Origin of the sequence: Actinomyces bowdenii (assembly GCF_017592395.1) — a bacterium.
Classification (GTDB): Bacteria; Actinomycetota; Actinomycetes; order Actinomycetales; family Actinomycetaceae; genus Actinomyces; species Actinomyces bowdenii.
In genome coordinates, this window is record NZ_JAGFOU010000008.1 from 81,396 (window position 1) to 95,932 (window position 14,537).

Sequence of the window (14,537 nt, forward strand, 5' to 3'; positions counted from 1 at the left end):
GGCCGGGCTCAGGCGGCGGCGATGACGAAGGCCAGCGCCATGCCGCCGTCGTGTCCCAGCGAGAGGTACCAGTGGCCGATGCCCGCCTCCGCGGCGATGGCGGCGGCCACGCCGTGCAGCCGCAGGCGCGGCGGGGTGCCGGGGGGCGAGACGACCTCGACCTCGCGGTAGGACCAGCCCTGCGGTGCGGCGCGCTCCTGCTCGGCGCAGGCGCTGCCCAGGGCCTTGAGCACCGCCTCCTTGGCGGCCAGCCGCGCCGCCAGCGACTCGGGCCGGCCGGCGCAGGCCTCCAGCTCGCCGGGGGTGAAGAGGCGCTCCTTGAGCCGGTGCACCCGATCCAGGTAGCCGTGGAGGCGGGCGATATCGACCAGGTCGGTTCCTGCAGCGCGGATCACCGTGCCATTGTGCCGGAACTGTGACCCTCCCGCGGCCCGAGCGGCCCGGATGCGGGACGGCGCCGGGCGCGGGCGGGACAATGGGCGCCATGAGCCCCACCCTCGCCGCCGACGAAGCCTGGCCGGCCGCCCTCATCGCCGCCGCCGAGGCCCCGCTGACGGCGGGCACCGACCGGTACATGAGGGCGGCCGCCCACGCGGTGGCCGCCGCCGCCCTCCACGAGCTGGGCGAGCACCGCGGCGGTGCGGCCGGCGCCCGGGTCCTGGCCCTGGCCGGCGGCGGCCACAACGGCGCCGACACCCTCCTGGCGGCAGCCGCCCTGGCCCGGCGCGGCTGCGCCGTCAGCGCTGCCCTGGCCACCGACCATCCCCTGCCCGGGGCCCTGCACCGGGCCCGGGCCGCGGGCGTGCGCATTGCCGACAGCCCCCGGGAGGCGGTCGGCGGCTTCCTGGAGGCCGGGGGAGACCTGGTTCTCGACGGCCTGACCGGCATCGGGGCCAGCGGCGGGCTGCGCCCCCGGGCCGCCGCCCTCATCGCCCCGCTCCTGGACCGCACTGCCGGGAGCGCCGCCGGTGCCAGAGCCGGCGGCCGCCCCTTCCGCGTGCTGGCCGTGGACCTGCCCAGCGGCACCGGCGTCGACGACGGGACCCTGCCCGGCCCCGTCCTGCCGGCCGACCGCACCGTGACCTTCACCTGCCTCAAGGCCGCCCTGTGCCTGCCGCCGGCCTGCCGCCTGGCGGGGCGGGTGGAGGTGGTCGACCTGGGGCTGCCGGTGCCCCAGGGCCCGCCCATCGTGGTGCGCCCGACCCGGTCCCGCCCCGCCCTTCCCGCCCCCGGCTCCGAGGACCACAAGTACACCCGCGGCGTCGTCGGGCTGTGGGCCGGGAGCGAGTCCTATCCCGGCGCCGGGCTGCTGGCCGCCTCCGGGGCGGCCAGGGCCGGGGCGGGCATGGTGCGCCTCCACGCCCCGCGCAGGGTCGAGGACCTCGTCCTGGCCGCCCGCCCCGAGGTCGTCCCCGCCCCCGGCCGCTGCCAGGCGGCGGTCCTGGGCCCGGGGACCGACCCGGCCGACGAGCCCCGCGCCGTCGAGCTCAGAACGGTGCTCAGCGCCTGCCTCGGCGAGGGGGCCGCCCTGCGCGCGGGCGCGCCCGCGGTCATCGACGCCGGGGCCCTGCCGCTGCTGGCCGACCTGGTGGCCCGGGGCGGGCGCTGCGGGCCCCAGCACCTCCTGACCCCTCATGCCGGTGAGGCCGCCGCCGTGCTGAGCGCCCTGGCCGGTGCCGGGCGCCCCGACTGGGACCGGGCCCGGGTGGAGTCCGATCCGGGCCGCGCGGCCCTGCGGCTCAGCGAGCTCACCGGGGCCACCGTGCTGCTCAAGGGCTCGCCGACCCTCATCGCCTCCCCGGGCCGGCCGCTGTGCAGCGTGCCGGCCGGTCCGGGCTGGGCGGGGACCGCGGGCAGCGGGGATGTCCTGGCCGGGATCCTGGGGGCCCTCCTGGCCGGGGCCGCCGTCGCCTGGGAGGAGGGGGACCGCGCTCCCGGCGCCCATGAGGTCGTGCCCGTGGCCGCCGCGGCCGTGCGCCTCCACTCCCGGGCCGGGCGCCTGGCCAGCGCCCAGGGGGGCCTGAGCGCCCCCATCGTGGCCATGGATATCGCCGACGCCGTCCCGCGCGCCTGGGCGGCCCTGCTGGCCGGGTCGTGAGGCCGGCTGATCGGCGTCCCCGGCCCGCCGGGGAGCGCCGCTCCTGGGCATCGGCGCCCGGGGAGTGCGACAATCGCACCGTGAGTACGCGGCTGGAGGCGATGACACAGGGCGCTGCGGGCACTGATCCCGCCACGGGCGGACCAGCGGGGGGCCCCGCGGCCCCGGGCACCGGCCCCGATCCCTGCGGCATGGCGGCCACCGCCCGCGCCGTGGTGGACCTGGAGGCGATCGCCCACAACGCCGGGGTCCTGGCCGCCCGCGCCGCCACCCCCTGGATGGCCGTGGTCAAGGCCGACGCCTACGGGCACGGCCTGGGCCCGGTGGCCACCACCTGCCTGGGGGCGGGCGCCACCTGGCTGGGCGTCGCCCAGCTCGCCGAGGCGCTGCAGCTGCGCTCCCTGCTGGACCGCGCCGGCATCGCCCGCCCCGAGCCCGGGCCCGAGGCGCTTCCCACCCCTGAGGCGCCCCGCCTGCTGACCTGGATCGCCCCCGTGCTCAGCGCCCGCCGGGCCGCGGCCCCGGGATCGGCCCTGCGCGCGGCCCTGGAGGCCGACCTCGACCTCTCGGTCAACTCGCAGGCCCAGTGCGAGGCGATCAGCGCCGCCGCCCATGCCCAGGGGGTGAGCGCGCGCGTGCACCTCAAGGTCGACACCGGCATGTCCCGGGCCGGGGCCGTGGCCGAGGACCTGCCCGGGCTCGCCGAGGCACTGGCGCAGGCCCAGGACCAGGGGCGCATCTGCGTGGTGGGCCTGTGGTCCCACCTCTCGCGCGCTGATGAGCCCGACTCCGGCTCCACCGAGGAGCACCTGGCCAGATTCCGCGCCGCCGAGGAGGTGGTGCGCCGGGCGGGGCTGCGCCCGCGCATCCTCCACCTGGCCGCCACCGGCGGGCTCCTGTGGCACCCCGAGGCGCGCCTGGACCTGGTGCGCGCCGGCATCGGCCTGTACGGCCTGAGCCCCGATCCGGCCCTGGCCTCCAGCACGCAGCTGGGCCTGCGCCCGGCCATGAGGCTGGAGGCCGCCCTCCTCCAGGTCAAGCGCATCGAGGCCGGCCAGGCGGTCTCCTACGGCGGCACCTGGAGCGCCCCCACCCCCCGCTGGGTGGGCCTGGTGCCCCTGGGCTACTCCGACGGGATCCCCCGCGCCGCCTCCTCCTGCGGACCGGTGGCGGTGGGGGCGATGCGCACCACCATCGTCGGCAGGGTCTGCATGGACCAGGTGGTCATCGACCTGGGCCCCGCGATCGACGACCACGGCGCCCCCCTGCCCGCCCCCGCGCGGGCCGGAGACCTCGCCGTCCTGTGGGGCGACCCCGCCGACGGCGCCGAGCCTGCTGACGGCGCAAGCAGCGGCCCGCAGGCGGCGCCGGTGCCCAGCGCCGACGACTGGGCCCTGGCCTGCGGCACCATCAACTACGAGATCGTGACCCGATTGGGGCCGCGGGTACCGCGCTGCTACACGCCCTAGGACCCGGGGTCGGCTAATCTCAGCCCTGTCCCCCACCCGATGAGGAGCAGTCGTGAGTGCCCAGCACCATCCCCGCGCGTTGCCCGACCCCGTCGGGCTGCCCCCGGCCCCCGCCGAGGGCGGGACCGCGCCCTCACCGCGGGCCGACCCCGCCGAGGACGGGGCCCTGACCCTCACCTCCTCCGACGCCGAGGACACCCGCGCCCTGGGCGCCAGGCTGGCGGGACTGCTGCGCGCCGGGGATCTCGTGCTGCTCTCCGGGGACCTGGGAGCGGGCAAGACCACCCTCGCCCAGGGGATCGGAGCCGCCCTGGGGGTGCGCGGCCGCGTCTCCTCACCGACCTTCGTCATCGCCCGCCACCATCCCGCCCTGGGGGAGGGGCCCGACCTCATCCACGTCGACGCCTACCGCCTGGAATCCCTGGAGGAGGTCGACGCCCTGGACCTGGACTCCTCCCTGGAGGAGTCGGTGACCCTGGTGGAGTGGGGGCAGGGCAAGGTCGAGGCCCTGGCCGACAACCGCCTGGAGGTGGAGGTGCGGCGCCCCCACGGCGGCCTGGAGGCGGAGGCTCCCCAGGCCATCGGCCCCGCGCAGGCCACCGATCTGGAGCGGGCCGACGACGGGCGCCGCGAGATCATCGTGCGCGCCCTGGGGCCGCGGTGGGCGGGCGCGCGCCTGGAGGGACTCGGCGGGCTCCAGGAGCCCGGTGGCTCCGATGACTGACCGGCGGCGGCCCGGGCCCGGCGGCGGGCTGCGCGCCCTGATGCTCACCGCGACCACGGCGATGCTCCTCATGGGGCCCGGCCCGGCCCTGCCGGCGCTCGCGGCCGCCGATCCGATCGAGCCCTCCCCCTCCCAGCCCACGGGCACGGCGGCCGAGCCCGCGCAGCAGGCGCCGGCCCCGGCCCAGTCCGCGCCCTCCCAGGAGGGCGCCCCGGGCGCGGGCGACCCCCGCACCCGCGCCCAGGAGTGGATGAACCAGGAGGGCATCACCCAGGTGCGCCAGCACACCGGGGAGCAGGGTGAGGTGAGCGTGGGGGAGCCCGTGGCGGTCCACGCCTGGGACCCGGGCTTCCTCGACGGCAGCCGGCCGGAGGCCCGGCCGGTGGCCACGGGGTCATGGGCGGCGCCCGTGACGGCCGGGGGGGAGCCGGCGGGCGTCCTGCTGGTCTCGGTCGATGGGGAGCAGATCACCGGGGAGGTCGAGGAGGACAAGACCCTGGCGATGGACATGGCCGCCGCGACCACCGGCATCGTCGTCCACGACTCCAGCGCCGACGCCTGGTACTCGGTGTCGGGCCAGACCGTGACGGCCCTGGGGACCAGGGCCGCCAGCCTGCTGGCGGGCCCGGTGGACCTGGTCGAGTACGGGCACGTCCTGCGCGAGCGGGCCGAGGCCCATCCCACGGCCTCCCCGCCCCCCGCCGTCCGGCCCGAGTCCGGGGACTGGGCCGTCTGGGGGCCCGTGCTCGGCGTCGTCGCCGTGGGCGTCATCACCGTGGTGGTGACCATCCGCCACGAGCGCAAGGTCACCGCCCCCCTGCGCCAGCGCCCCGCCACCCCCGTGGGGGCCGACACCATCCCCGAGAGCCACATCGACATCTCCAGGCTCTCGTGAGCCCCGCCGCCCGGCAGCGGGCCGCTCCGGGCCCAACGCACCCCGCCCGGCCGCGGGCCCGCAGCGGCCCGCGCCTGTCCTAGGCTGGCCCCGTGCGCATCCTCTCCATCGACTCCTCCCTGGGCACCCAGGTCACCGCTCTTGACGCCGGCCCCGCGCGGGGCGACCGGGCTCCCGAGGTCCTGGTGGCGGTCGGCCAGGACAGCCCGCGGGCCCACGCCGAGTCCCTGGGCCCGATGCTCGCCCAGGTGCTCGGCCACCCGCGGGTGGCCGACCGTCCCCTGGACGCGGTGGTGGCCGCCACCGGTCCCGCCCCCTTCACCGGCCTGCGCGCCGGCCTGGTGGCCGCCCGCACCGTGGGCCGGGCGCGCTCCATCCCCGTCCACGGGATCCCCAGCCTCGACGCCGTCGCCCGCCTGGCCCTGGACCGGCTCGGCGCCGAGCAGGCCGCGGGGCGGGACGCCGGGAGGGGCGCCGCCAGCGCCCCGGTGGTGCTCGTGGCCACCGACGCCCGCCGTGGGGAGGTCTACGCCGCCCGCTACCGCGCCCGGGGCGCCGACGACGTCGAGCGCCTCGACCCGCTGTCCGTCCTGCCCCCGGCGCGGGCCCTGGAGCTGGGCCCCTTCGACCTGGTGGCCGGATCGGGCTGCGCCCTCCACCCCGAGCTGGGCCGGGCCCCCGCCGGGGCGCCCGCAGCGGCGGTGCTGGTCTCCGGGGACGCCGCCGCCCAGGCGCGCCTGGCCCTGGCCCGGCTCGACCGCGGTGAGCAGCTGGACACCGAGCCGATCTACCTGCGCCACGCCGACGTGCACATGCCCTCCTCGCGCAAGCGGGTCTCGTGACCGGCCCCGCGGCCTCGGGCGGGCCCGGCGCCGCCGGCACTCCGGTGCCCGGCCCCGCCGGGAGCGCCGCGCCATGACTCTCATGCGGGACATGGCCGGCGCGGACCTGGCGCGCATCGCCCTCATGGAGGCCGAGCTCTTCGGCGGCGAGGCCTGGAGCCTGCGGCTGCTGGAGGCCGAGCTGGAGGCGGCCGGCGCCGAGCACCCCGACCGGCGCTACATCGTGGTGGAGGAGGGCGGCCATCCCGTGGGCTATGCCGGCATCTACCACGCCGGCGGGGCCGCCGACGCCGACCTGCTGACCATCGCCACCCTGCCCGCCGTGCGGGGCCGGGGCCTGGCCCGCCTCATGCTGGAGGAGCTCGTGGGCACCGCCCGGGCCCAGGGCTGCGGAGCGGTCCTGCTGGAGGTGCGCCGGTCCAACACGGGTGCCCAGCGCCTCTACCTCTCCCAGGGGTTCGAGCCGATCGGGCTGCGCCGCGGCTACTACGCGGCCCCCCGCGAGGATGCGGTGGTCATGCGCCTGGGGCTGCGCGAGCCCCTCGGCCCCGTGGGCGCGGAGGCGGTGCGGGACGTGCGGGGAGCCGGGTGAGATCGGGCAGGCGGCCCGGGCCCAGGAGGGATCGAATCGATTTGTCTGACGTCCCTGTATCGAAAACGTCAGCCGTGTGCCGCCCGGCCGGCCTCCCGCCGTCGTCCCGGCAGCGGCCGGCGGTACGGCCCAAGGCGCGGGATGGCGCCGATCCCTGAGCAGGTCGGAGCGGGTGCGCCCTGGTGGGACCAAGGGCGCCCCGGGGTTCGTTAGCCTTGCGCCGTGGCCAAAACACCTGCTCCCTCCAGGAAGAGGCGGACCGCCTTCAGGACGACCGTCTTCATGAAGCGCATGATGGCGCTGTCCGGAATCGTCTTCCTCTTCTTCGTCATCTTCCACGCCTACGGCAACCTCCACTACTTCGAGGGCGAGATCGCCTACGACCACTACGCGTACTTCCTGCGCGAGCTGCTGGTCCCGATCCTGCCGCACAGCGGTGTGCTGTGGATCCTCCGAGTGGTGCTGCTCCTGTGCCTCCTGGCCCATGCCGGCAGCGCCTTCCACCTGTGGCACCGCAACCGCAAGGCCCGGGGGCAGGACAAGTACGCCGTGAAGAAGGCGGGGGCGGACTATTTCGCGTCGCGCTACGCCATGCGCACGATGCGCTGGGGCGGGGTCATCCTCCTGCTGTTCATCGTCTGGCACATCCTCCAGTTCACCACCCTGCACCTGACCCCCGGGGGCGAGTATGTGCATGGCAAGGCCTATGCCAACGTCTACTACGGGTTCCAGCTGTGGTGGGTGTGGCTCATCTACGCCGTGGCCATGGTGGCGCTGTGCCTGCACGTGTGGCACGGGGTGTGGTCGGCCCTCCAGACCCTGGGCGCGGTGCGCGGCAACACCATCCCCTTCATCCGGCTCATCGCCTTCGTCGTGGCCTTCGCCCTCTTCGCGGCCTTCATGATCGTGCCCACGGCGGTCCTGTTCGGCCTGACCCCCGAGCCCATGAGCGCGGCCGAGTACGCGATGAAGGCCGCCGAGGCCGGTATCGGATCTTCCCACTGAGAGTGAACGACCATGACTGAGCTCATTGACGGCCTGTACTACGAGGGCGAGGCAATCGCCGACACCAAGGCCCCCCACTCCGTGCCCATCGAGCGCCGCTGGGAGCAGCGCAAGTTCGAGGCCGCCCTGGTCAACCCCGCCAACCGGCGCAAGCTGGACATCATCGTGGTGGGCTCCGGCCTGGCGGGCGGCGCCGCCGCCGCCTCCCTGGGCGAGCAGGGCTACAACGTCAAAGTCTTCTTCTACCAGGACTCCGCCCGCCGCGCCCACTCCATCGCCGCCCAGGGCGGCATCAACGCCGCCAAGAACTACCGCAACGACGGCGACTCCACCTATCGCCTCTTCTACGACACGGTCAAGGGCGGGGACTACCGGGCCCGGGAGGACAACGTCTACCGCCTGGCCGAGGTCAGCGCCAGCATCATCGACCAGTGCGTGGCCCAGGGCGTGCCCTTCGCCCGCGAGTACGGGGGCCTGCTGGACAACCGCTCCTTCGGCGGCGTGCAGGTCTCGCGCACCTTCTACGCCCGCGGCCAGACCGGCCAGCAGCTGCTCATCGGCGCCTACCAGGCCCTGGAGCGCCAGGTCCACGCCGGCACCGTCCAGGAGTTCCGCCGCCATGAGATGGTCGAGCTCATCGTCGTCGACGGCCGCGCGCGCGGCATCGTCACCCGGGACATGGTCACCGGTGCCATCGACACCCACCTGGCCGACGCCGTCGTCCTGGCCTCGGGCGGGTACGGCAACGTGTTCTTCCTGTCCACCAACGCCATGGGCTGCAACGCCACCGCCATCTGGCGCGCCCACCGCAAGGGCGCCTACTTCGGCAACCCCTGCTACACCCAGATCCACCCCACCTGCATCCCCCAGTCCGGGGACTTCCAGTCCAAGCTCACCCTCATGAGCGAGTCCCTGCGCAACGACGGGCGCATCTGGGTGCCCAAGCGCGCCGAGGACTGCGACAAGGACCCACGCGACATTCCCGAGGAGGCGCGCGACTACTACCTGGAGCGCATCTACCCCGCCTTTGGCAACCTCGTGCCCCGCGACATCGCCTCGCGCCAGGCCAAGAACATGTGCGACGAGGGCCGCGGCGTGGGGCCCGCTATCAAGGAGCGCGACGCCGCCGGCAACGAGCGCATGATGCGCCGCGGTGTCTACCTGGACTTCTCCGAGGCCATCAACCGCCTGGGCAAGGACGCCGTCTCGGCCCGCTACGGCAACCTGTTCGAGATGTACCAGCGCATCACCGGGGACGACCCCTACGAGGTGCCCATGCGCATCTACCCGGCCGTGCACTACACCATGGGCGGGCTGTGGGTGGACTACGACCTGGAGTCCAACATCCCGGGCCTCTACGTGGCCGGGGAGGCCAACTTCTCCGACCACGGCGCCAACCGCCTGGGGGCCTCCGCACTCATGCAGGGCCTGGCCGACGGCTACTTCGTCCTGCCCGACACTATGAACGACTACCTGGCGCAGATGCTGCGCGAGGGCAAGGTCGACCCCAGCGCCCCCGAGATCGCCCAGGCCAAGCGCGATGTGGAGGAGCGCATCGCCCGCCTCATGGCCCTGCGCGGCACGCGGAGCGTGGACGACTTCCACATGGCTCTGGGGCGCATCATGTGGGAGTACTGCGGCATGGAGCGCTGGGACGCCGGACTGCGCGAGGCCATCACGCAGATCCGGGCCCTGAAGCAGGAGTTCTGGCGCGATGCGCGCCTGACCGGTCAGGCCGACGAGCTCAACCAGGCACTGGAGAAGGCCGGGCGCCTGCTCGACTTCTTCGAGCTGGCCGAGCTCATGTGCATCGACGCCCTGCACCGCCGCGAGTCCTGCGGCGGCCACTTCCGGTCAGAGTCCCAGACCCCCGAGGGCGAGGCCATGAGGCACGACGACGAGTTCCTCTACGTGGCCGCCTGGGAGTGGGGCGGTGAGGACCGGCCCCCGATCCTCCACAAGGAGGCCCTCGTCTACAAGGACATCGAGCTCAAGCAGCGGAGTTACAAGTGAACATCAAGCTCAAGATCTGGCGCCAGCAGAACCAGGACTCCCCGGGGCACTTCGAGGAGTACGCCATGAGCGGCATCGAGGAGCACATGAGCTTCCTCGAGGTCCTTGACCTGCTCAACGAGCAGCTCTTCGCCGAGGGCAAGGAGCCGGTGGCCTTCGACTCCGACTGCCGCGAGGGCATCTGCGGGCAGTGCGGCGTGGTCATCAACGGCCAGGCCCACGGGCCCATCCGCTCCACCACCTGCCAGCTGCACATGCGCCACCTGGCGGAGGACCCCTCCTTCACCGACGGCTCGACCATCACCATCGAGCCCTGGCGCTCCACCGGCTTCCCGGTGCTGCGTGACCTCATCGTGGACCGCTCCGCCCTGGACCGCATCATCCAGGCCGGCGGCTACATCTCGGTCAACACCGGTGGGGCGCCCGAGGCCCACGCGGCCCCCGTCCAGAAGGAGAAGGCCGACGCCGCCTTCGAGGCCGCCGCCTGCATCGGCTGCGGTGCCTGCGTGGCCGCCTGCCCCAACGCCTCGGCGATGCTCTTCACCGGGGCCAAGATCGCCCACCTGGGCCTGCTCCCGCAGGGGCAGCCCGAGCGGCTGGCCCGCGTGGTGAGCATGCTCAATCAGCACGATGAGGAGGGCTTCGGCGGGTGCACGAACATCGGTGAGTGCGCCGCCGTCTGTCCCAAGTCCGTGCCCCTGGAGGTCATCTCCCGCCTCAACCGGGACCTGGGCCACGCCCTGTGGAAGGGCCAGCACGCGCACTGAGCGCGCCGCACGGCTCACTGGGGCTCTGCATGAGCGGCGGGCCGCCCCGCGTGGGGCGGCCCGCCGCTCGCGCTCAGGGCGGAGCGCGCCGGGCGGGGGCGCGGCGCGCTAGGCTGGCCGCCGTGAGCGAGCCCCTGATCCTCGGTATTGAGTCGACCTGCGATGAGACGGGCGTGGCGCTGGTGCGCGGCCGCGAGCTCCTGGGCGACGTCGTGGCCACCTCGATGGATGAGTACGCGCGCTTCGGCGGCATCATCCCCGAGATCGCCTCCCGTGCCCACCTGCAGGCCTTCGTCCCCACCCTGGACGCCGCATTGGACAGGGCCGGCGTGGCCCTCGCGGAGGTGGACGCGGTGGCCGTCAGCGCCGGGCCGGGACTCATCGGCTCCCTGACCGTGGGGATCTCCGCCGCCAAGGCCCTGGCGGTCTCGCTGGGCAAGCCCCTCTACGGCGTCAACCACGTCATCGGGCACCTGGCCGTCGATGAGCTGGTGGACGGGCCCCTGCCGGAGCGCTTCATCGGGCTCATCGTCTCCGGGGGGCACTCCAACCTCCTGAGCATCCGCGATATCGCCACCGACGTCGTGGAGCTCGGCGGCACCCTCGACGACGCCGCGGGGGAGGCCTTCGACAAGGTCGGCCGGCTCCTGGGCCTGCCCTACCCCGGCGGCCCGCACGTCGACCGCCTCTCCCGGGCCGGCCGGGCCGAGGCCATCCGCTTCCCCCGCGGCCTGGCCGCGGGCAAGGACAAGCACCGCCACCGTTACGACTTCTCCTTCTCCGGGCTCAAGACGGCGGTGGCCAGGTACGTGGAGTCCGTGGAGGACACCGGGGGGCAAGTCCCCCGGGAGGACGTGTGCGCGGGCTTCTCCGAGGCGGTCAACGACTCCCTGACCGCCAAGGCGGTCCAGGCCTGCCTGGACCACGACTGCGGCACCCTGGTGGTGGGCGGGGGGTTCTCCGCGAACTCCCGCCTGCGCGAGTTGGCGGCCGAGCGCTGCGCCGAGGCGGGTCTGAGGCTGAGGATCCCGCCGCTGCGCTACTGCACGGACAACGGCGCCCAGATCGCGGCCCTCGGCGCGGCGGCGGTGCGCGCCGGGGTGGCCCCCTCACCCCTGGACTTCGCCCCGGACTCCTCCATGCCCCTGGGCGTCACCGTCGCCCACTGACCCCTCCTTCTTTTCGACAATTTGCATGAGATCGTACTTTTCCGGCACTGGAGAAGTACGATCTCATGCAAATTGTCGAAGGGTTGGGTGGGATGAGGGAGGTGCTGCGGCTCAGGACGGGGAGGCCGAGGCCAGCACCTCGGTGGGCCGCAATGGGCGCCCGGCGCGGGCCTCGGCCAGCAGCAGTCGGACCGCCGCCTCCTTCATCCCCCCGGCGGCGCCGGTGGCCGCGATCTGCCGCTGGTAGGAGGCCCCCGCCTCCAGGGTGGCCCGCACGCCGTCGAGCTCGGCGCCGCATCCCAGGTCCGCGGCCACCGGGGCCAGCTCCTCGAGCATCCGCTCGACGGTATCGGTGACCAGCTCCTCCTCGCCCGCGGCGTTGACGATGAGGATCGCCTCCATGCCGTAGCGGGCCGAGCGCCACTTGTTCTCCGCCACGTACCAGTCCGGCATGGCCTCCAGCTCCAGCCCCGCATCCAGCTGCCGGGAGAAGTGCTCGACCAGGCACTGGGTCAGGGCCGCGATCCCGGCCAGCTCGGTGAGGTTCGTGGCGGCGTCGCAGGAGCGCACCTCGATGGTCCCCAGGCGGGGGGAGGGGCGCACATCCCAGCGGATCTCGGAGAACTCCTCGATGACGCCGGTGTGGATGAGGTCCCCGGTGTAGGACTCCAGCTCCTCCCAGGACTCGAACTGCTCGGGGGCGCCGGCCGTGGGCAGCTGCTGGAACATCATCGCCCGATTGTCGGCGTAGCCGGTGTCGGCCCCGGCCCAGAAGGGGGAGGAGGCGCTCAGGCACTGCAGGTGGGCGGTGCGGGTGAGCAGGGCCCGCAGGATCGGCAGCACCTTGGCCCGGTCCTCCACCCCGACATGCACATGCGTGCCGAAGATGAGCATCTGGTGGCCCCACAGCCGGGTGCGGTCCACCAGCCGCGCATAGCGCTCGGCATCGGTGACCTTCTGCACCAGGGGGTCTGCGAAGGGGTGGGTCCCGGCGGATCCCAGGTCCACGCGCAGCGGGTCGGTCACCGGCAGCACCCGGTCGAAGGCGAAGGCCAGGTCCTCCATGCACTGGTGCACCGTCTGCCGGGCCCCGGAGACCAGCTCGACGGTGTTGAGCATCATCTCCCCGTGCACATGCGGATCCTGCCCGACGGCGGCCAGCACCTCCGCCGCGCACTGGCGCAGATCCAGGCTGTCGCGGTCGATGAGGGCCAGCTCCCACTCCACTCCCAGCGTCGATCGGGGAGAGGGCGCGAAGGAGATCGGCTGGCGGTGCGGCCTGGGCCGTGGGGCGTGCATACTCATGACTCGTGTCCTTCGGTCCGGGGGCAGTGTCTATGGGCGAGCGGTGAGGGCGGGCCCCGCACGACTGGGTCCGCGGCGGCCCTACGGGGCGGGCTGGGCAGCGGCCTGTGCGGGCTCCAGGGGCTCGGCGACGATGACCGCGCCCCTGGCCTCGGGGCCCAGGCGGGTGAGGATCCACGTCTCGCCGGCCTCGCCGCTGAGCCTCAGGGAGGCGCGCAGGGCCTCGGGGGAGACCTCCACCCCGCGCTTGCGGATCTCCAGGCGGCCGATGCCGCGCTCGCGCACGCGGGCGCGCAGCGCCTTGAGCCGCAGCGGCAGGACCTCGGTGACGCGCCAGGAGCGCAGGAAGGGCGCCAGTGGCGCCTCGGGCGCGGAGTCGCCGGTGAGGTAGGCGAGGCGCGGGGCCACCGGGCGCGCCCGCAGGGCCTTGGCCAGGTGGGAGACCAGGCCGGCGCGGATGACGGCGCCGTCGGGCTCGTGGATGAGCTCGGCCAGCCCCTCGGGCGAATCGAGGCAGTCGGCCTGCTCGGGGGGCTGGGAGGGGTCCTCGACGGCGGGGTCGGACAGGGTGGAGGCCCGCACCTCCCCCGAGGGCTGGGACTGCAGGAGGAGGGCTGAGCGCCCGCTCCCCTCCACCGCCAGTGGCCCGCACCAGATCGCCGCCTCCACGAGCTGGCCATCGACGCTCACCCATTGCACATGGGCCTGCGGGGGCAGGAGCCCGTGATCGATGCCGGGGGCGACCTTGACGCCCAGCGCCGGGACGCGCTCGCGCAGGGCCAGCACCCGGCTCAGGGGAGGGGACCACTGCTCGGGGTCGGTGATCCGCCTGCCCTGCGCGCGGCGGGCGGGATCGGCGAAGACGGCGTCGACCCCGGCCTCCTCCAGGTCCACCTCCAGGGCGTCGGCGCATCGGACCTCGGCGTGGGGGAAGTGCATGAGATTGACCGTGGCCAGGGCGGCCGTGGCCTCATCGCGCTCGATGGCCAGGACCGGCAGGTCCAGTCCCGCCAGGGCGATGGCGTCGCCCCCGATGCCGCAGCCCAGATCGGCCACGCGCTGCGCCCCCGCGGCGGCGTAGCGGGCGGCGTGACGGGCGGCCACCTCCAGGCGCGTGGCCTGCTCCAGGGCATCGGGAGTGAAGAGCATGGAGGCGGCGAAGGGGCCGAACTTGGCGGCTGCCCGGGCCCGCAGGCGCTGCTGGGTCAGGGCGGCCGCCACCAGGGCGGGGGAGTGGCCCTCGCGGCGCAGGCGCTGAGCCAGCTCCAGGGCCCGGTCCGGGTCGTAGGGGGGAAGGGAGCCCAGGAAGGCCCAGCCCTGCGGCGTCAGCAGCAGGGCCGTGTGCGAGGCGGTGTGCGAGGCGCGGGAGTCAGCCATCGCCGCTGATCATTCCATGCCCGGAGCGCTGGAGGGGCGCGGCCTGGCTGACGCCGTGGGCGAAACCGGGACACGCATTGGCACTCGCGTTGACTGAGTGCTAACGACGTCGTAGATTTCGGTGCGGGCGCATGAGTGCTCCCCATCCGTGTGCCGGCCCAGGTCGGCGGGTGGGCGCGCCGTGCGACTCGCACTCCGAGCAGTGCCGGGCCGACCCCCGCGACGGCGGTCGGGCGCGATGCGGGTGCGATCAAGCCGTTCCACTGCAACGCTGAGAAGCG

General features: G+C 74.5%; 13 protein-coding genes. 10 read left to right on the forward strand and 3 right to left on the reverse strand.

Going from position 1 to position 14,537, the window contains the following annotated elements:
* Positions 1-8 precede the first annotated feature (8 nt).
* The gene (locus tag J5X07_RS05210) at positions 9-395 is read right to left on the reverse strand and encodes a holo-ACP synthase (RefSeq protein ID WP_124932613.1); all 387 of its coding nucleotides are present in this window, start codon (positions 393-395) and stop codon (positions 9-11) included.
* Between the two features lie 80 nt (positions 396-475).
* On the opposite strand from J5X07_RS05210, the gene J5X07_RS05215 reads away from it, so the two are divergent.
* The 10 genes from J5X07_RS05215 to tsaD all read left to right on the forward strand — a co-directional run bounded on the left by J5X07_RS05215 (position 476) and on the right by tsaD (position 11,574).
* Positions 476-2,098 (forward strand): bifunctional ADP-dependent NAD(P)H-hydrate dehydratase/NAD(P)H-hydrate epimerase, encoded by a 1,623-nt coding sequence (locus J5X07_RS05215; protein ID WP_208478894.1) that lies wholly within the window; start codon positions 476-478, stop codon positions 2,096-2,098.
* 101 nt (positions 2,099-2,199) lie between these two features.
* Entirely contained in the window at positions 2,200-3,567 is a 1,368-nt protein-coding gene (gene alr, locus J5X07_RS05220; RefSeq protein ID WP_208478908.1) for an alanine racemase, read from the forward strand.
* A gap of 97 nt (positions 3,568-3,664) precedes the next feature.
* Positions 3,665-4,291, forward strand: coding sequence for a tRNA (adenosine(37)-N6)-threonylcarbamoyltransferase complex ATPase subunit type 1 TsaE (tsaE, locus tag J5X07_RS05225; protein ID WP_424924088.1), 627 nt, complete (start codon positions 3,665-3,667; stop codon positions 4,289-4,291).
* Positions 4,284-5,186 carry a hypothetical protein gene (locus J5X07_RS05230; protein WP_124932611.1) on the forward strand — a complete coding sequence of 301 codons (903 nt, stop codon included), beginning with the start codon at positions 4,284-4,286 and terminating at the stop codon, positions 5,184-5,186. Before tsaE ends, J5X07_RS05230 begins: the two co-directional genes overlap by 8 nt.
* A 92-nt stretch (positions 5,187-5,278) precedes the next feature.
* Positions 5,279-6,028, forward strand: coding sequence for a tRNA (adenosine(37)-N6)-threonylcarbamoyltransferase complex dimerization subunit type 1 TsaB (gene tsaB / locus J5X07_RS05235; protein ID WP_208478895.1), 750 nt, complete (start codon positions 5,279-5,281; stop codon positions 6,026-6,028).
* A 73-nt stretch (positions 6,029-6,101) separates the two neighbouring features.
* Entirely contained in the window at positions 6,102-6,620 is a 519-nt protein-coding gene (rimI, locus tag J5X07_RS05240; RefSeq protein ID WP_243896492.1) for a ribosomal protein S18-alanine N-acetyltransferase, read from the forward strand.
* 282 nt (positions 6,621-6,902) lie between these two features.
* A complete protein-coding gene (locus J5X07_RS05245; RefSeq protein WP_208478909.1) occupies positions 6,903-7,625 on the forward strand; it encodes a succinate dehydrogenase cytochrome b subunit in 723 nt (240 codons plus the stop codon).
* Between the two features lie 12 nt (positions 7,626-7,637).
* Positions 7,638-9,638 carry a fumarate reductase/succinate dehydrogenase flavoprotein subunit gene (locus tag J5X07_RS05250; protein ID WP_208478896.1) on the forward strand — a complete coding sequence of 667 codons (2,001 nt, stop codon included), beginning with the start codon at positions 7,638-7,640 and terminating at the stop codon, positions 9,636-9,638.
* The gene (locus J5X07_RS05255) at positions 9,635-10,405 is read left to right on the forward strand and encodes a succinate dehydrogenase/fumarate reductase iron-sulfur subunit (RefSeq protein WP_124932607.1); all 771 of its coding nucleotides are present in this window, start codon (positions 9,635-9,637) and stop codon (positions 10,403-10,405) included. Before J5X07_RS05250 ends, J5X07_RS05255 begins: the two co-directional genes overlap by 4 nt.
* 122 nt (positions 10,406-10,527) lie before the next feature.
* A complete protein-coding gene (tsaD, locus tag J5X07_RS05260) occupies positions 10,528-11,574 on the forward strand; it encodes a tRNA (adenosine(37)-N6)-threonylcarbamoyltransferase complex transferase subunit TsaD (protein WP_124932606.1) in 1,047 nt (348 codons plus the stop codon).
* A gap of 111 nt (positions 11,575-11,685) precedes the next feature.
* Here tsaD and J5X07_RS05265 read toward each other — a convergent pair whose 3' ends face one another.
* Positions 11,686-12,879, reverse strand: coding sequence for a glutamate--cysteine ligase (locus tag J5X07_RS05265; protein WP_424924087.1), 1,194 nt, complete (start codon positions 12,877-12,879; stop codon positions 11,686-11,688).
* An 81-nt stretch (positions 12,880-12,960) separates the two neighbouring features.
* The gene (locus tag J5X07_RS05270; protein WP_208478897.1) at positions 12,961-14,256 is read right to left on the reverse strand and encodes a class I SAM-dependent methyltransferase; all 1,296 of its coding nucleotides are present in this window, start codon (positions 14,254-14,256) and stop codon (positions 12,961-12,963) included.
* Between the last annotated feature and the right edge of the window lie 281 nt (positions 14,257-14,537).